This window comes from Pseudonocardia xinjiangensis (genome assembly GCF_050948425.1).
In the GTDB taxonomy this organism is placed as follows: Bacteria; Actinomycetota; Actinomycetes; order Mycobacteriales; family Pseudonocardiaceae; genus Pseudonocardia; species Pseudonocardia xinjiangensis.
Genome location: NZ_CP192009.1, coordinates 7,479,671 through 7,494,730, shown reverse-complemented (window position 1 = coordinate 7,494,730; position 15,060 = coordinate 7,479,671). Strand labels below are relative to the sequence as shown.

Here is a 15,060-nt window from a genome sequence, read left to right as displayed (position 1 = left end):
CCGCGAGGGGGAAGGGGACGGCCCGTGGCCGAGGTGGGTACCGCGCTGAGCTCCGGTCTGAAGAACCGGCACGTCACCATGATCAGCATCGCCGGAGTGATCGGCGCCGGTCTCTTCGTCGGCTCGGCCGACGCGATCGCCACCGCGGGGCCGGGCGTCCTCATCTCCTACGCGTTCGCCGGGCTCCTGGTCGTGCTCGTCATGCGCATGCTCGGGGAGATGGCCGCGGCCCGGCCCGACTCCGGCTCGTTCTCCACCTACGCCGACCACGCGATCGGCCCGTGGGCCGGGTTCAGCGTCGGGTGGCTGTACTGGTGGTTCTGGGTGCTGGTGATCCCGCTGGAGGCCACCGCAGCGGCCACGATCCTGAACTCGTGGATGCCGGCCGTCGCCCAGTGGGTGTGGGCGCTGGCGATCACCCTGGCGCTCACGGCCACCAACCTGTTCGACGTCGCCAACTACGGCGAGTTCGAGTTCTGGTTCGCGCTGCTCAAGGTGATCGCGATCATCGCGTTCATCGCGGTCGGGGTGCTGGCGGTGCTCGGCCTGCTCCCCAGCAGCGATGTCAGCGGCGCGTCGCGGCTGTTCGACGACGGCGGGTTCCTGCCGAACGGGTTCGGCGCGGTGATCGCCGCCGTGCTCACCACGATGTTCAGCTTCATGGGCACCGAGATCGTGACGATCGCGGCGGCGGAGTCGGAGAAGCCGGCCGAGCAGATCGGCCGGGCGACCCGTTCGGTCATCTGGCGGATCTCGGTGTTCTACCTGGCCTCGATCCTGCTCGTCGTCGCCCTGGTGCCGTGGAACAGCCCGCGGCTGGCCGAGGCGGGCTCCTACCAGTCCGCGCTGGAGGCCATCGGGGTTCCCGGTGCGAAGGGGATCGTGGACGTCGTGGTGCTGGTCGCCGTGGCCAGCTGCCTGAACTCCGCGCTCTACACGGCCTCCCGGATGATCTACTCGCTCGGCCGCCGCGGGCAGGCGCCGCGCGCCGTGATGCGGACGACCGGCAACGGCGTTCCCCGCGTCGCCGTGCTCGCGTCCACGGCCGTCGGCTTCCTCACCGTGATCGCCAACTACCTGGTGCCCGAGGCGGTCTTCACCACCCTGCTCGCCACGTCCGGGGCGATCGCGCTGCTGGTCTACCTGGTGATCGCGGTGTCGCAGCTGCGGCTGCGCGCGAAGCTGGAGCGGGACGGGGCGGCGATGCCGGTGCGCATGTGGGTCTACCCGTGGCTGACCTGGGCCGTCGTGATCGTGATCCCGGTGATGCTCGTCTACATGGCCACCCGCGAGGCTTCGCGGTTCGACCTGGCGATGACCGCGCTGATCGCCGTGGTGGTCGTCGCGGTCGGCGTGTTCACCACCCGGCGTGCCGGTCGGTCAGCCGGTGACCTCGACCTCGACGACGCGCGCGCGGACCGGGGTGACCGGGTGTAGGGCGGCGAACGCGTCCGCGGGCCGTTCGGTGGCGAGCACGCAGTGCGGCAGCCACGTGCCGGGCAGGTAGGCGGCGACGGGCCCGCGGACGCGGCCGGCCAGCGCGTCGTGCACCGCGGCGTGCACGGCCAGCAGTTCGGCGTCGACCACGGCGGCCAGCACCAGCTCGTCGGGGCGCCCGGCGACCGTGCCCAGGGTGGCGAGCCATACCGAGGGCAGCACGAGCAGCCGCAGCTCGGCGGCCAGTGCCTCCCTGGCGGGCGGGGGGACCACCCCGGCAGCCGCCACCGTGACGGCCGGCGTGTCGTCCGGCACGGCGAGGCCCAGCGAGCGCAGCCGCTCCCGGAGCGACGCCACCTCGGCGCGCGCGTCGTCGTCCAACCGGAAGCGGACGGTCTGGGCCATCGTCGGAGCGGGTCAGGCCGGCAGCGCGAAGCGGCCGTCGTCGTGCTGCTCGGCGAGGCCGTCCACCAGCAGCGAGTGCAGGCAGCGGTCCCGCTGGGCGGCGTCGGACCACGCCGCGTCCAGCGCCGCCCGCTCGACGGGACCGGGAGCGCCCCGCAGCACGTCGAGCAGCCTCCCGCGGACCTGGCGGTCGGTGCCGGCGAACGCCTGTACCGGCTTGCGTGGCCCGGCGTACTCGGGCCGGCCCGCCGCGACCCAGGCGCACTCCGACCGGACGGGGCAGCCGGCGCAGCGCGGGGCGCGGGCCGTGCAGACCACCGCGCCCAACTCCATCAACCCGATCGACACGACCGCGGCGGACGCGTCGTCGGCGGGCAGCAGGGCGTCCACATCGGCGAGGTCGGCGGTGGTGCGGGCCGGTCCGGCGTCACCGCGGCCGTGCACGGCGCGCGCCACCACCCGCCGGACGTTCGTGTCGACCACCGGGCAGCGCCTGCCGTAGCCGAACGCGGATATCGCCCGCGCCGTGTAGGAGCCGACGCCCGGCAGCGCCTCCAGCGCCGTCACGTCCGACGGGACGACGTCGTCGTGCTCGGCGGCGATCACCGCAGCGGCCTCGTGCAGGCGCAGAGCACGGCGCGGGTAGCCGAGCTTGCCCCAGGCCCGCAGGACGTCGGCCCGGGTCGCCGCGGCCAGCGCCGAGGGGGCGGGCCAGCGCGCCATCCACTCCGCCCAGACGGGTTCCACGCGCGCGACCGGGGTCTGCTGCAGCATGAACTCGCTGACCATCACCCCCCACGGGGTGGTGCCGGGTCGGCGCCACGGCAGGTCGCGGGCGGACGTGCGGTACCAGTCGAGCACGAGATCGGGCAGTGGCACGGCTGACGATCGTGCCACTGCCCGTTCTCGGCCTGCTGACGACTCCCGAGGTACGTCATGGACGAACGACTTCACGCCGCCGAGGCCCTGGCGAGTATCCGCGACCACCAGGATCGCGCCCGGCGGCGCGCCCGCCTGCCATGGTGGGTCTACGCCGTGATGTTCGTACTGGTGGCAGCCGGCAGTGCGGCCAACGACCTCGTCTCCCCCGGCGGGGCGAAACTGCTCGCGCTGCTGGTGCTCATGGCGTTCGTGGCGGTGCTGGCGGTCTCGTTCGCCACCCGGTCGGCGCCGCTGAGCTCGGTGCGCGGCGTACAGCCACGACAGTCCTTCGCGCCGCGCGCCTTCGTCCTGATCGCGGTGCTCGGCGGCGTGCTCGGCTGGCTCGTCGCACAGTACGGCGCCGGGCTCACCGCCCACCTCGCCGCGTACCCCGACACCGTGGCCGGGCTGATCTACGGCGCCGTGTTCACGGGGCTCTTCGCGCTGAGCCAGCGGCTGACCGCCACCCGATGACCGCGGAGCTCGACCGCCTGCTGTCCGACCCGACCAGGCTGGCCATCATGGCGGTCCTCGGCGGGGTGGACTGGTGCGACTTCGCGTTCCTGCGCGAGGAGGTGTCGCTGTCGGACTCGGCTCTGTCCAAGCAGTTGAGCACGCTGAGGAACGACGACCTGGTCGAGCTGCGGCGCACCTATCTGGGCCGGGTCCCGAAGACCTCTGTCCGGGCGACGGACGAGGGCCGCAGCCGCTTCCTGGCCCATGCCGAGGCACTGCAGCAGATCATCGCGCGCGCCTCACGCCCGGCATAGTGGCGGATGCCCCCGCCGGCACCGGTCGGGCACGGGAGCGGGCAGTGACACGGCCGGCGCATCGTGCCAATGCCCGTGCCCGGCCTGCTACCCGACCTCGTTCAGCTTCCCCGTCGCCACGTCGAAGACGAAGCCGCGCACCTGGTCGGTGTGCGGGACGAACGGGCTGGCCTTGATCCGGTTGATCGACTGGCGGACGTCCTCGTCGAGGTCGGGGAAGGCCTCGGCCGCCCACTCGGGCTTGATCCCCGTCTCGTCCTGGATGGACTTCTTGAACTCGTCGTCGGTGAAGGTGAGCATCCCGCATTCCGTGTGGTGGATGAGGATGATCTCCCGGGTGCCGAGCAGCCGCTGGCTGATGGCCAGCGAGCGGATCTCGTCGTCGGTGACCACGCCGCCGGCGTTGCGGATCACGTGGGCCTCACCCTCGCCGAGCCCGAGGATGCCGTAGACGTTGAGCCGGGCGTCCATGCAGGCGACGACGGCGACGTTCTTGGACGGGGGCAGCGGTAGCGGCCCCGAGAAGCTCTGTGCGTACCTGGCGTTGTTGGCGAGCAGTTCGTCCGTGACGGACATGGGTGTCTCCTGGTTCGGAACGAGGAGCCGTGGGCGAGCGCCCACGACAGTGGGACGCGCGGAGGCCGCGTGGCGGACCGGGAAACGTGCGCGGTGCGCTACGCGACCAGGCGACAGAACTCGTCGAACTGCACGATGCGGCGACTCGGCCAGAAGGGCTCGAGTGCCAGCAACATCGGGACCACGCGAGGAGTGAACCGGCTCCGCCGAGCGGGTGCAACCCGCGCGTCGCGACGCGCCGAGGCGGAGCAAATTCCGCAACTTATGGTAGTCGCTCAGATACGGTGCGTGATGTGTGGGAGCCGGTGGGACCGCTACCCGCGTCCGTCTACTGGAGGCGGCGCTGGCTCGCAGTCGTGTCCACGACCACCGTGCTCGTGCTGGTGGCCTGGGCCGTGGCCATCCTGACGACACCCACCATGACCTCCGATGCTGCCACGACCCGTACGGCCAACCATGCCAGCGCGTCCGCTCCCCAGCAGGCCTCGCCGCCCCCGGAAGCCGCTTCGGCGTCCCCCCCGCCGTCGTCGCAGCCGGGGGCGGTGGGGCCTGCACCCGGACCGTCCTCCGTGCCGGTGTCGGGCCCGTCGGGTCCCCCCATCACGTCCGAGCAACTGATCCCGGACGACTCGCCGCGCCGGTCGGTGCCGGTTCCTCCGCCGGTGCCCGTGCCGCCGACCGGGCCGGTGCCCTGCACGAACCAGATGCTGACGGTGGGCGCCGAGATCGACCGTCCCGAGCATCGCGTGGGGGAGCGGCCGGTGTTGCGGCTGGTCGTCACCAACATCAGCGACCAGCCCTGCATCCGGGACCTGGACTCGGCCCGGCAGGAGATCGTGGTGTGGGGCGCAGGCGGTGCCCGGATCTGGTCGAGCAACGACTGCGTCAACGCCGGCAGCGCCGACCTCCGGACCCTCGTCCCCGGTCAGCCCGTCGCGTTCGCCGTGCGGTGGGCGGGCCGGACCTCGAGCCCGGGCTGCGCCGCGCCCCGCACCGAGGTGCCTGCCGGCGAGTACAACGTGATGAGCAGGGTGGACGACGCCATCAGCGCCGCCACCGCGTTCCGCCGGGTGCCGTGACGCCGTCCGCCGACCTCAGCGGATCGCCTGCAGCACGGCCCCGACGTCGCGGACCTCGGTGATCTTCATGCCGGCCGGGGCCACGCCGCTGTCCGGGGGAACGAGCGCGTGGGTGAAGCCGAGCCGGGCGGCTTCGGCGAGCCTGCGGTCGACGCCGGTGACGCGTCGGACCTCGCCGGCCAGCCCGATCTCGCCGAGCACGACGACGTCCGACGGCAGGGCGACGTCGCGGCGAGCTGAGGTGATGGCCAGCGCTAGTGCCAGGTCGGCGGCGGGTTCGACCACTCGCATCCCACCCACGGTGGCGGCGTAGACCTCCGCGTCGTGCAGCCGCACGCCCGCCCGCTTCTCGAGCACGGCGAGCAACATCGCGACGCGGGCGTTGTCGAGGCCGCTCACGGCCCGCCGGGGGCTGGGGATGTCCTTGCCCGTGACGAGCGCCTGGAGCTCGGCGGGGAGCGGCCTGCGGCCGTCCATCACCACGGTGACGGCGGTGCCGGGCACCGGTGGGCCGCCGAACCGCGCCAGGAAGAGCCCGGACGGGTCGGGCATCCCGACGATGCCCTCGTCCCGCAGTTCGAAGCAGCCCACCTCGTCGGCCGGGCCGAAGCGGTTCTTGACCCCGCGCACCATGCGCAGCGTCGAGTGCTTGTCGCCCTCGAACGCCAGCACGACGTCGACGAGGTGCTCGAGCACCCGCGGGCCGGCGATCGCGCCGTCCTTCGTGACATGTCCCACGAGCACCACCGGCAGCCCGCGCTCCTTGGCGAGCCCGGTGAGCGCGACGGTCACCGCGCGGGTCTGCGTCACCCCGCCCGGGGTGCCGTCGGCGTCGCCCGTGGACATCGTCTGTATCGAGTCGACGACGAGCAGGTCGGGGTGCAGCTCGTCGATGTGCCCGACGATCGCGCCGAGGTCGGACTCGGCGGCGAGGTACAGCTCGTCGTGCACCGCCCCGGTGCGCTCGGCGCGGAGTCGAACCTGACCGGCGGACTCCTCACCCGTGACGTACAGCACCCGCCCTGTGGCGGCGGCCTTGGCCGCGACCTCCAGCAGGAGCGTCGACTTCCCGACCCCGGGCTCGCCCGCCAGCAGGACGACCGATCCGGGGATGAGCCCACCACCGAGCACGCGGTCCAGTTCGGACACGCCGGTGGGCCGCGAGCGGGCCGAGTCGAGCGCGACGTCGGCGATCCGGCGGGCGGGTGCGGTAGGGGCTCCGGCGGCGACTCTCGTCCTGGTGGGTGCGGCCGCCACCGGGGCCGCCTGTTCCAGGCTGCCCCACGCCTGGCAGGACGGGCAGCGGCCGACCCACTGCATGGCCAGGTGCCCGCACTCGGCGCACCGGTAGCCGCCACGGGCGGTGCGGGTGCGCGGAGTCACGGCCGGTACGCGGAGGTGCCGGCCGGCGCGGTCACTCGGACGATGCGTCGCGCGGGCCGGTCGGGTTCTCGACCGGAACGTTGAACTGGAGGACTCCGCCGCGCTCGAACGTGAAGGTGACGGGGTAGGTCGGGCCGGCCTGGATGTCCTCGCGCAGACCGGTGAGCACGATGCTCGCCTCCCGGTCCGAGCCCGGTGCGGCGGGAGCAGCAGGCGGCGGTGCGGCCGCAGTGGTGGCGGCCGGGCGGCCGGGGGCAGTGGTGGGCGCGGGCACTGCCGTGCCACCAGGGGTGGCCGTACCGCTCGGGACAGCCGCGCCACTCGGGGTGGGGCCGCCTGCCGTGGTGGGTGCGGCGCCGCCGGGCGCTGCCGGGGCACCGGGCGCTCCGGAGGCGGGGCCGCCAGGGGCTGCGGGGCCCGCCGGGGCGGCAGGCCCGCCCTCGATCAGGAGCACGTGCCCGGCCGGGATCTCGGCCGGACCGATGATCTGGACCGACGTGGCGACCGGGCTCGTGACCGAGACCAGCCGGTCACCCTGCGGACCTGCGTTGACGATGCTCATCTGCAGGGGCGCACTGCTCCCTCGCGGGTAGACCATGTCGCCCTTGGCCACGTCGCTGAACTCGATCGTCGCGTCCCGGACCGAGATCGCGCCCACGCGCACGTTGGCGCCGTTGACCGACGCGACCTGCGTGTCGGTCTGGGTGATCTGGCCCGCCCCACAGCCTGCGAGTGCGACGGCCGCGGTCATCGCGCCGATGACGACCGCTACTGCGGTCGGACGGGAACGCACGTAGCGGCTCACGGGTGTGATGTCCTTCCTGGCGGGCCATCTCGTCGTGCCGCGGGCACAGCGGTGCGACGGACGCGGACGCCTGGTGTCCGCGACGGCCACTGGCTTCGGCCTGGGTAAAGCCTAACGCCACCTGTAGGAGCGCTGGTCCCGGTCCCCCACCAGCGTCACAATTACTGGCCGTGCACGTTTCCCGCTGGTTGTCAATCCCCTGACCTGCGACGACGGGCTGGGCCGTGCAGCGGCGTCATGTCCGGGCGTGTTAACCTGGTGGCAGCGAAAGGGGCAGAGGACACATGGTTTTCAAGGTCGGAGAGACCGTCGTCTACCCGCACCACGGTGCCGCTCTCATCGAGGCCATCGAGACTCGGACGATCAAGGGCGAGGAGCGCAAGTACCTCGTCCTCAAGGTCGCGCAGGGTGATCTCACGGTGCGTGTTCCCGCCGAGAACGCCGAGGTTGTCGGCGTTCGTGACGTGGTGGGCCAGGAAGGTCTGGACAGGGTGTTCGAGGTGCTTCGCGCCCCGCACACCGAAGAGCCCACGAACTGGTCGCGACGGTACAAGGCAAACCTGGAGAAGTTGGCTTCGGGCGACGTCAACAAGGTTGCCGAGGTCGTCCGCGACCTGTGGCGGCGCGAGAAGGACCGCGGCCTGTCCGCGGGAGAGAAGCGCATGCTGGCCAAGGCCCGCCAGATCCTCGTCAGCGAGCTCGCGCTCGCCGAGGGCACCGACGAGGAGCGAGCCGAGCTGCTGCTCGACGAGGTGCTGGCCACCGCATCCGCCTGAGCACCAGCGCACTGCCCCCTTCCGCCGGTCCCGGTCGCAGCATGAACGTCATCGCTGTGGTCGTGGCCGGCGGTGGTCGTGGCGAGGTGGATGCACTCACGACCGTCGGTGGTGAACCGATGGTCGTTCGATCCGTGCGATCCCTGCTGGCCACGGGTCTCGTCGATCATGTCGTCCTGCTCGATGTGGATGTACGCCCGGACGCCCTCATGCGCGCCTGTTCCGGGTTGCCCGTGAGCACGCGAAGCGCTCTTGCGCACGCGCTGTCCGGGATAGGGCCACACGTCGGTCAACGAGCAGGCACCACCGCGGGTGACGGTCCGGTCACGGCCGGTTCCGCGGACGTCGTCCTGCTTCACGAAGCCGCCCGCCCCTTCGCTCCGGCCGCCCTGGCCACCACCGTCGTGACCGCCGTCCGTGACGGCCACGAGATGGCCGTTCCCGTTCTGCCGCTGGTCGACACGGTCAAACAGGTGGACGCCGCCGGACTCGTGCAAGCCACCCCCGACCGGTCGGGGCTGCGGGTGCTCCAGACGCCGCTCGCGGTCCGGGGAGACCTGTTCGACCCCCTGTTCGCTCCCGAACCGCTGGAGCTGGCTCGCCGCCACGCCGCGGCGGGAGGTGCGGTACTCACCGTTCCCGGCCACTCGGCAGCCTTCCCCGTGCGCAGCGCCTGGGATCTGGAGCTGGCCGAACTGCTCGCGGGGAGGGACGACGGATGAGAGTGGGCGTCGGCACGGACGTGCACCCGGTCGAGGCGGGCCGCGACTGCTGGATGGCGGGCCTGCACTGGCCGGGGGTCGACGGCTGCGCAGGGCACTCCGACGGCGACGTCGCCTCCCACGCGCTCTGCGACGCGCTGCTGTCGGCAGCCGGACTGGGTGATCTCGGGGCGGTGTTCGGCACCGGCCGTCCGGAGTGGAGCGGCGCGAGCGGGGTGGCGCTGCTCGGCGAGGTGCGCTCACTGATCTCCGCCGAGGGCTGGCTGGTCGGCAACGCCGCGGTGCAGGTGATCGGCAACGCCCCGAAGATCGGCACCAGGCGGGCCGAGGCGCAGCAGGTGCTCTCCGCCGCCGTCGGCGGCCCGGTGTCGGTGTCGGGCACCACCACCGACGGGCTCGGCCTGACCGGGCGGGGCGAGGGGATCGCGGCGATCGCGACGGCGCTGCTCCTCCCCGAGTAACCACCCCGCTGAGTTGCAGCAAAGCCACTTTCATGCCACCTCGTTGCGTCAAAGTGGCTTTGCTGCAACCGGGGCTGCAACCGGGGGCGGGGCTGCCGCCGGCGGCGGGCGCTCAGGTCTCCTGCAGCGCGTCCAGGCGCCGCTGCACCTGGTCCGCGTCCAGCTGCTCGATGCGCTGGCTGACCATCCACTGGTGACCGAACGGGTCGGCGAGCCTGCCGCCGTAGTCGCCGTACCCGTGGTCGGCGATCTCGAAGATCACCCGGGCGCCCGCCGCCAGCATCCGCTCGGCCACCGCGTCGGCGTCCGAGACCTCCAGCGACATGATCACCGGGACACCACCCCCGGTGGGGGCGGGGTCGCCGTCGCCCGCGTCCTTCACCGCGAAGCGCGCCGGGCCGGCCTGGACCATGCTGTGCACGACCCGGCCGTCGGGGGCGGTGTAGCGCTCGAGCACCTCCCCGCCGAGCGCGGCCGTGTAGAAGGCGAGCGCCGCGTCGGCGCCCTCCACGACGAGGCGGGCGTGCAGGCCGAGGATCTCTGTCATGGCCCCAGGATGGTGACCTGTGAGCTTACCGTCGTGGACGAAGCGGAACTGCCCTGGTAAACAACGCGTGCAGTGGGTCCGTACTCTGAAGATGTGAGCCTGCGCCTGTTCGACACCGCCACCAGAAAGCAGCGGGACTTCGTCCCCCTGCGGGCCGGGGCTGCGTCGATCTACGTGTGTGGGGCCACTGTGCAGGGCCTTCCGCACATCGGGCACGTCCGCTCGGGGCTCAACTACGACGTCCTCCGCCGGTGGCTCGCCCACGGCGGACTCGACGTCGAACTGGTGCGGAACGTCACCGACATCGACGACAAGATCCTGCGCAAGGCCGCAGACGCCGGTAGGCCGTGGTGGGAGTGGGCCGCCACCCACGAGCGTGCCTTCACCGCAGCCTACGACGCGCTCGGCTGCCTCCCCGCGTCCGTCGAGCCGCGGGCCACGGGGCACATCACGCAGATGGTCGAGCTGATCGAGCGGCTGGTCGAGGGCGGTCACGCCTACGCGGGCGGTGGCGACGTCTACTTCGCGGTGCGGTCCTTCCCCGACTACGGGGCGTTGTCGCACCAGCGGGTCGACGACGTCGCGCAGGGGGAGGGCGAGAGCGGGGCCAAGCGCGACCCGCTCGACTTCACCCTGTGGAAGGCGGCCAAGCCGGGGGAGCCGTCGTGGCCCACCCCGTGGGGGCGGGGCCGGCCCGGCTGGCACCTGGAGTGCTCGGCCATGGCCACGAACTATCTCGGCCCCGAGTTCGACATCCACGGGGGCGGGCTCGACCTGGTCTTCCCGCACCACGAGAACGAGCGGGCCCAGTCCAACGCGGCGGGCGACCCGTTCGCGCGGTACTGGCTGCACAACGCCTGGGTCACCATGGGCGGCGAGAAGATGTCCAAGTCGCTGGGCAACACGCTGTCCATCGACGTGTTGCTGCGCCGCGTGCGCGGGGTCGAGCTGCGGTACTACCTGGTCGGCCCGCACTACCGGTCGTCCATCGAGTACTCCGACGCGGCGCTGCACGAGTCGGTGGCCGCCTACCGGCGCATCGAGTCGTTCATCCACCGGGTGCGGGAGCGGATCGGATTGCCGGAGCCCGGCTCGGTCTGCCCGGAGTTCGCCGCCGCCATGGACGACGACCTGGGCACGCCGGGCGCGCTGGCCGTCATCCACGGCACCGTCCGTGACGGCAACAGCGCGCTGGACGCCGGGGACCATCCGGCCGCCACGCGCGCGGCGGAGGCCGTGCGTGCCATGACGGGCGTGCTCGGGCTCGACCCCCTCGATCCCCGTTGGGTGGGTGACGACACCACGGCGGACGCCGCCTCGGGGGCGCTCACCGCCCTGGTCGAGGACCTGCTGGCGCAGCGTCAGGAGGCCCGCGCCCGGCGGGACTTCGCCGCCGCCGACGAGGTGCGCGATCGCCTCACCGCCGCCGGGGTGTCCGTGGAGGACAGCCCCGACGGCCCCACCTGGTCACTGAAGGACGTGTAGGGAAAATTGGCCGGCAATTCCAAGCGCCGTGGCGCAATGCGCAAGGACGGCACCAAGAAGGGCATGGTGGTCGGGTCCGGAGGGCAGCGCCGTCGCGCTCTCCAGGGCAAGGGCCCCACGCCGCCCGCCGAGATGCGTCCCGGTCATCCCAAGGCGCGCAAGGCGGCGCGGGACGCGAAACCGGGGAGACCGGGCGGCGGCGGCCGGTCGTCGAGCACGGCGGGCCATCGACGCAAGGCCGGTGACGGCGAGACGCCGGAGACGGTGCTCGGCCGCAACCCCGTGGTGGAGTGCCTGCGGGCCGGCGTTCCGGCCACCGCGCTGCACGTCGCGATCGGCACCACCACTGACGAGCGGGTCTCCGAAGCGGTGCACCTGGCTGCCGACGCGGGCATCTCCATCCTCGAGGTGCCCCGCCAGGACCTCGACCGGATCGCGGGCGGCGCGTTGCACCAGGGCCTCGCCCTGCAGGTGCCGCCGTACGCCTACGCCCACCCGGACGAGCTGCTGGAGATCGCGGCCGACTCGGGTGAGCCGGGGCTGATCGTCGCGCTGGACGGGGTCACCGACCCCCGGAACCTGGGCGCGGTGGTCCGGTCGGTCGGCGCGTTCGGCGGCCACGGTGTGGTCGTGCCGCAGCGCCGGGCCGCGGGTATGACGGCCGTGGCGTGGCGCACCTCGGCAGGTGTGGCGGCGCGGCTCCCGGTGGCCCGGGCCACCAACCTCACTCGCACCCTGCGGGAGTACGCCACCGCCGGCTTCATGGTCGCCGGGTTGGACGCGGAGGGCTCGGTGTCGCTCGACGACTTCGAGCTGGCCACCGACCCGCTGGTGCTCGTGGTCGGTTCCGAGGGCAAGGGCCTCTCCCGCCTGGTGAAGCAGACGTGCGACGTCACGGTCTCGATCCCGATGGCGGGGCCGGTGGAGTCCTTGAACGCCTCGGTGGCCGCAGGGGTCGTGCTGGCCGAGATCGCGCGTCAGCGGCGCCGCTGAGCGCCGGTCGCCGCGGCGTTCAGGCCGCGGCGACGCGGCGCCCGCGCAGCCGGGCCACCACCCGGCAGCCGACGTAGCAGAGGAACGCGATCGTGGCGACGTAGCCAGACACGGGCAGGCCGGGCGCCAGCGACATCACGGTGCCCCCGACCAGTGCGAGCTCGGCGAACAGCACCGCGAGCACGGTGGCCAGCAGGGGGTTCGCAGTCACGCGCGCGGCGGCCGCCCCCGGCGCGATCATCACCGAGAGCACGAGCACCGCGCCGACGATCGGCACCGCCAGCGCGGTGGTGAGCCCGATCAGCACCGCGAAGACCAGCGACAGGAACCGCACCGGTACCCCGCGGGCCAGTGCGACGTCCGGGTCGGCGCTGGCGAACAGGAGCGGGCGATAGAGCACCGCGAGGGTGCCGATGACGAGCACGGCGACGATGGCGAGCACCGTCAGGTTCGTCGAGTCGACCGACACGATGGAGCCGGTCAGCAACCCGAACTTGTTCGACGCGCGACCGCTGTAGAGCGCCAGGAGCAGCACGCCGAGCCCGAGACCGAACGCGAGCACGACGCCGATCACCGAGTCGCGTTCGCGCTGGCGCAGCCCGAGCAGGCCGAACACCAGCCCGGCGACCACGGCTCCGACGACCGCGCCGATCTCCACCCCGACGCCGATGAGCAGTGCTGCCGCGCCTCCGGTGAACGCGAGCTCGGCCGTGCCGTGCACGGCGAACGCCATGCCTCGCGAGACGATCAACGGGGTCAGCGAGCCCGCGACGAGACCGAGCACGGCGCAGGCGATCAGCGCGTTCTGCACGAAGGGCAGCCCCAGCAGCTCACCGATGCCCGAGAACGTGAAGAGCCGGCCCAGGACCTCGCTCACGCCGACTCCTCCTCGCGGCAGTGTTGGGCGTGCTCCTCCGCGCCGACCACGACCAGCCTGCCGCGTACCTGCACCACGTCGACGCGGGTGCGGTACAGCTCCGACAGCACCTCCGACGTCATGACCTCCGACGGCGGCCCGATCCGGAAGCGGCCGTTGACGAGGTACAGGACCCGGTCCACCAGCGGCAGCACCGGGTTGATCTCGTGGGTGACGAACAGCACCGCGGTGCCGGCGGTGCGGCGGCGCTCGTCGATCAGGCGGGTGACCGTGCGCTGGTGGGACAGGTCGAGCGAGAGCAGCGGCTCATCGCAGAGCAGCACGTGCGGGTCGCCGACGAGGGCCTGGGCCACCCGCAACCGCTGCTGCTCGCCACCGGAGAGCCGCCCGACCGGCGCGCCGGAATATGCGGTGCCCCCGACGGCCTCCAGCGCCCGGTCGACGCGTTCGCGCCGGGCCCGCCTGCTGCGCAGCCCGATCCCGAGCCGGTGCCCGTCGAGGCCGAGGCCGACGAGGTCGCGGCCCCGCAACGGCAGGTCGGGGTCGAGCGCCTTCTGCTGGGGCACGTAGCCGATGCTCGGGGAGCCGCGGCGCGGTGGCTTGCCGCCGATCCGCACCTCGCCCGCCGAGAGCGGGAGCAGCCCGAGCAGCACCCGCACCAGGGTGGTCTTCCCCGAACCGTTGGGGCCGAGGACCGCCACGAACTCGCCGGGCTCGATGTCGAGGTCGAGACCGTCCCAGAGCGTCCGCCGGCCGAAGGTCACCCGAGCGGAACGCATCGACACGGCGGGCGCCGCGACCGGCCGGGACACGGCAGGAGCCGTGGTGCGGGGGATTGTCACGTCGTCAGCTCCCGTTCAGTGCATTGGCCACGGCGTCGATCTCCGAGCCCATCCAGGTGATGTAGTCGTTCACTCCTGCCGGCAGCGTCTCCGTCACCTTGACGACCGGCACGTTGGCCGCCTGAGCCGCCTGCTCCACCTGCGTCGTGGTGGGGGTCTCGGTCTGGGCGTTGAGGATCAGGAGCTGCACCGGGTTGGTCGTGAACAGGTCGAGGGTCTGCTGCAACACGGCCGCGGGCGGGTCGGTGTCCTCCTCGATCGCCTCGGTGAACGCCGGGGGCGTCACGTCGGTGAGCCCGGCGGCCTGGACCAGGTAGCCCGGCACGGGCTCGGTGATCGCCACGCGGGCGCCGGGGTGGGCGGTGCCGATCGCCTGCTCCTTCGTGATCAGGTCGGCCACCTTGCCCTTGAAGGCCTGGGCGTTCGACGTGAAGCGGGCGGCGTCGGTGGGGTCGGCGGTGCCGAGATCGGACGCGATCTGGTCGGCGACCTTCTGCACGGTGGGCAGGCTGTACCAGAGGTGCTCGTTGAACGACGGGTCATCGGCGGGGGCGGTGTCGGACCCGGCCGGCTCCGGCGGGGCCAGCCCGGAGAGCTGCGTGACGTTGATGACGCTCGGCTTCGCGCCCGACGACTGGACCAGCCGCTCCATGAAGTCGTCGTATCCGCCGCCGTTGTAGAGCACCAGGCTGGCGCCGGCCACCTTCGCCGCGTCGCCGGGAGTGCTCTCATAGGAGTGCGGGTCGGCGGCGGGATCGTTGATCAGCGACGTCACGGCGACCCGGTCCCCGCCCACGGCCTGCGCGATGCTGCCGTAGACGTTGGTCGAGGTGACCACGCTGAGAGGGGCGTCACTCCCGGGAGTAGCGCTCGGAGCGGCCGGTGTGTTCCCGGAGCCGCAGCCGGCCAGGCTGAGTGCGGTGAACGCGGCGAGCGCGGTGAGTACGCCGGAGCGGCGGAACGGCATGAGTGCAGGTCTCC

The 15,060-nt window shown here is 72.6% G+C and carries 19 protein-coding genes; 9 read left to right on the top strand and 10 right to left on the bottom strand.

Annotated elements, in window-relative coordinates:
• Positions 1–24: 24 nt before the first annotated feature.
• A complete protein-coding gene (gene gabP / locus ACQPZA_RS35460) occupies positions 25–1,437 on the top strand; it encodes a GABA permease (protein ID WP_433276760.1) in 1,413 nt (470 codons plus the stop codon).
• On the opposite strand, the gene ACQPZA_RS35455 is transcribed toward gabP, so the two are convergent.
• Together ACQPZA_RS35455 and ACQPZA_RS35450 are read right to left on the bottom strand one after the other, a co-directional pair.
• On the bottom strand, positions 1,381–1,842 hold the full coding sequence (locus ACQPZA_RS35455; RefSeq protein WP_169400131.1) for a 2'-5' RNA ligase family protein: 462 nt from the start codon (positions 1,840–1,842) through the stop codon (positions 1,381–1,383). The genes gabP and ACQPZA_RS35455 overlap by 57 nt on opposite strands.
• A gap of 12 nt (positions 1,843–1,854) precedes the next feature.
• Positions 1,855–2,721: an A/G-specific adenine glycosylase gene (locus ACQPZA_RS35450; protein ID WP_433276757.1), complete on the bottom strand. Its 867-nt coding sequence runs from the start codon at positions 2,719–2,721 to the stop codon at positions 1,855–1,857.
• 57 nt (positions 2,722–2,778) lie between these two features.
• On the opposite strand from ACQPZA_RS35450, the gene ACQPZA_RS35445 reads away from it, so the two are divergent.
• Positions 2,779–3,237: a hypothetical protein gene (locus tag ACQPZA_RS35445; RefSeq protein WP_433276756.1), complete on the top strand. Its 459-nt coding sequence runs from the start codon at positions 2,779–2,781 to the stop codon at positions 3,235–3,237.
• The gene (locus ACQPZA_RS35440; RefSeq protein ID WP_433276754.1) at positions 3,234–3,533 is read left to right on the top strand and encodes a transcriptional regulator; all 300 of its coding nucleotides are present in this window, start codon (positions 3,234–3,236) and stop codon (positions 3,531–3,533) included. Before ACQPZA_RS35445 ends, ACQPZA_RS35440 begins: the two co-directional genes overlap by 4 nt.
• Before the next feature lie 87 nt (positions 3,534–3,620).
• Here ACQPZA_RS35440 and ACQPZA_RS35435 read toward each other — a convergent pair whose 3' ends face one another.
• Both ACQPZA_RS35435 and ACQPZA_RS35430 read right to left on the bottom strand, forming a co-directional pair.
• Complete coding sequence (locus ACQPZA_RS35435) at positions 3,621–4,109, bottom strand: beta-class carbonic anhydrase (protein WP_433276752.1); 489 nt, start codon at positions 4,107–4,109, stop codon at positions 3,621–3,623.
• A 328-nt stretch (positions 4,110–4,437) separates the two neighbouring features.
• On the bottom strand, positions 4,438–4,806 hold the full coding sequence (locus ACQPZA_RS35430) for a hypothetical protein (RefSeq protein ID WP_433276750.1): 369 nt from the start codon (positions 4,804–4,806) through the stop codon (positions 4,438–4,440).
• 7 nt (positions 4,807–4,813) lie between these two features.
• Here ACQPZA_RS35430 and ACQPZA_RS35425 point away from each other — a divergent pair, with 7 nt between their 5' ends.
• Positions 4,814–5,188 (top strand): hypothetical protein, encoded by a 375-nt coding sequence (locus ACQPZA_RS35425; RefSeq protein WP_433276748.1) that lies wholly within the window; start codon positions 4,814–4,816, stop codon positions 5,186–5,188.
• 15 nt (positions 5,189–5,203) lie between these two features.
• Here the strand turns inward: ACQPZA_RS35425 and radA are convergent, their stop codons facing one another.
• The gene (radA, locus tag ACQPZA_RS35420) at positions 5,204–6,571 is read right to left on the bottom strand and encodes a DNA repair protein RadA (RefSeq protein WP_433276746.1); all 1,368 of its coding nucleotides are present in this window, start codon (positions 6,569–6,571) and stop codon (positions 5,204–5,206) included.
• Positions 6,572–6,602: 31 nt separating this feature from the next.
• A complete protein-coding gene (locus ACQPZA_RS35415) occupies positions 6,603–7,376 on the bottom strand; it encodes a hypothetical protein (RefSeq protein WP_433276744.1) in 774 nt (257 codons plus the stop codon).
• 284 nt (positions 7,377–7,660) lie between these two features.
• On the opposite strand from ACQPZA_RS35415, the gene ACQPZA_RS35410 reads away from it, so the two are divergent.
• The 3 genes from ACQPZA_RS35410 to ispF are packed head-to-tail and all read left to right on the top strand — an operon-like array spanning position 7,661 to position 9,335.
• The gene (locus tag ACQPZA_RS35410) at positions 7,661–8,152 is read left to right on the top strand and encodes a CarD family transcriptional regulator (protein WP_169397863.1); all 492 of its coding nucleotides are present in this window, start codon (positions 7,661–7,663) and stop codon (positions 8,150–8,152) included.
• A gap of 41 nt (positions 8,153–8,193) precedes the next feature.
• Positions 8,194–8,874, top strand: coding sequence for an IspD/TarI family cytidylyltransferase (locus tag ACQPZA_RS35405; protein WP_433276742.1), 681 nt, complete (start codon positions 8,194–8,196; stop codon positions 8,872–8,874).
• Positions 8,871–9,335 (top strand): 2-C-methyl-D-erythritol 2,4-cyclodiphosphate synthase, encoded by a 465-nt coding sequence (gene ispF, locus ACQPZA_RS35400; protein ID WP_433276741.1) that lies wholly within the window; start codon positions 8,871–8,873, stop codon positions 9,333–9,335. Before ACQPZA_RS35405 ends, ispF begins: the two co-directional genes overlap by 4 nt.
• Positions 9,336–9,447: 112 nt before the next feature.
• Here ispF and ACQPZA_RS35395 read toward each other — a convergent pair whose 3' ends face one another.
• Complete coding sequence (locus ACQPZA_RS35395; RefSeq protein ID WP_433276739.1) at positions 9,448–9,882, bottom strand: VOC family protein; 435 nt, start codon at positions 9,880–9,882, stop codon at positions 9,448–9,450.
• 93 nt (positions 9,883–9,975) lie between these two features.
• Between ACQPZA_RS35395 and cysS the strand changes: the two genes are divergently transcribed.
• Both cysS and rlmB read left to right on the top strand, forming a co-directional pair.
• Positions 9,976–11,367 (top strand): cysteine--tRNA ligase, encoded by a 1,392-nt coding sequence (gene cysS, locus ACQPZA_RS35390; RefSeq protein ID WP_169397867.1) that lies wholly within the window; start codon positions 9,976–9,978, stop codon positions 11,365–11,367.
• 6 nt (positions 11,368–11,373) lie between these two features.
• Complete coding sequence (gene rlmB / locus ACQPZA_RS35385; RefSeq protein WP_169397868.1) at positions 11,374–12,360, top strand: 23S rRNA (guanosine(2251)-2'-O)-methyltransferase RlmB; 987 nt, start codon at positions 11,374–11,376, stop codon at positions 12,358–12,360.
• 19 nt (positions 12,361–12,379) lie between these two features.
• Here rlmB and ACQPZA_RS35380 read toward each other — a convergent pair whose 3' ends face one another.
• The 3 genes from ACQPZA_RS35380 to ACQPZA_RS35370 all read right to left on the bottom strand — a co-directional run bounded on the left by ACQPZA_RS35380 (position 12,380) and on the right by ACQPZA_RS35370 (position 15,046).
• On the bottom strand, positions 12,380–13,237 hold the full coding sequence (locus tag ACQPZA_RS35380) for a metal ABC transporter permease (RefSeq protein WP_433276735.1): 858 nt from the start codon (positions 13,235–13,237) through the stop codon (positions 12,380–12,382).
• Positions 13,234–14,016 (bottom strand): metal ABC transporter ATP-binding protein, encoded by a 783-nt coding sequence (locus tag ACQPZA_RS35375; protein ID WP_433283118.1) that lies wholly within the window; start codon positions 14,014–14,016, stop codon positions 13,234–13,236. The genes ACQPZA_RS35380 and ACQPZA_RS35375 overlap by 4 nt, the downstream gene beginning before the upstream one ends.
• Before the next feature lie 67 nt (positions 14,017–14,083).
• Positions 14,084–15,046 (bottom strand): metal ABC transporter solute-binding protein, Zn/Mn family, encoded by a 963-nt coding sequence (locus ACQPZA_RS35370; protein WP_433276733.1) that lies wholly within the window; start codon positions 15,044–15,046, stop codon positions 14,084–14,086.
• Between the last annotated feature and the right edge of the window lie 14 nt (positions 15,047–15,060).

Excerpts from the sequence above, each read along its gene's own strand:
- ACQPZA_RS35455 (WP_169400131.1), bottom strand. The coding sequence starts at position 1,842 with ATGGCCCAGACCGTCCGCTTCCGGTTGGACGACGACGCGCGCGCCGAG.
- ACQPZA_RS35445 (WP_433276756.1), top strand. The coding sequence starts at position 2,779 with ATGGACGAACGACTTCACGCCGCCGAGGCCCTGGCGAGTATCCGCGAC.
- ACQPZA_RS35440 (WP_433276754.1), top strand. The coding sequence starts at position 3,234 with ATGACCGCGGAGCTCGACCGCCTGCTGTCCGACCCGACCAGGCTGGCC.
- ACQPZA_RS35435 (WP_433276752.1), bottom strand. The coding sequence starts at position 4,109 with ATGTCCGTCACGGACGAACTGCTCGCCAACAACGCCAGGTACGCACAG.
- ACQPZA_RS35425 (WP_433276748.1), top strand. The coding sequence starts at position 4,814 with ATGCTGACGGTGGGCGCCGAGATCGACCGTCCCGAGCATCGCGTGGGG.
- ACQPZA_RS35410 (WP_169397863.1), top strand. The coding sequence starts at position 7,661 with ATGGTTTTCAAGGTCGGAGAGACCGTCGTCTACCCGCACCACGGTGCC.
- ACQPZA_RS35405 (WP_433276742.1), top strand. The coding sequence starts at position 8,194 with ATGAACGTCATCGCTGTGGTCGTGGCCGGCGGTGGTCGTGGCGAGGTG.
- ispF (WP_433276741.1), top strand. The coding sequence starts at position 8,871 with ATGAGAGTGGGCGTCGGCACGGACGTGCACCCGGTCGAGGCGGGCCGC.
- ACQPZA_RS35395 (WP_433276739.1), bottom strand. The coding sequence starts at position 9,882 with ATGACAGAGATCCTCGGCCTGCACGCCCGCCTCGTCGTGGAGGGCGCC.
- ACQPZA_RS35375 (WP_433283118.1), bottom strand. The coding sequence starts at position 14,016 with ATGCGTTCCGCTCGGGTGACCTTCGGCCGGCGGACGCTCTGGGACGGT.
- ACQPZA_RS35370 (WP_433276733.1), bottom strand. The coding sequence starts at position 15,046 with ATGCCGTTCCGCCGCTCCGGCGTACTCACCGCGCTCGCCGCGTTCACC.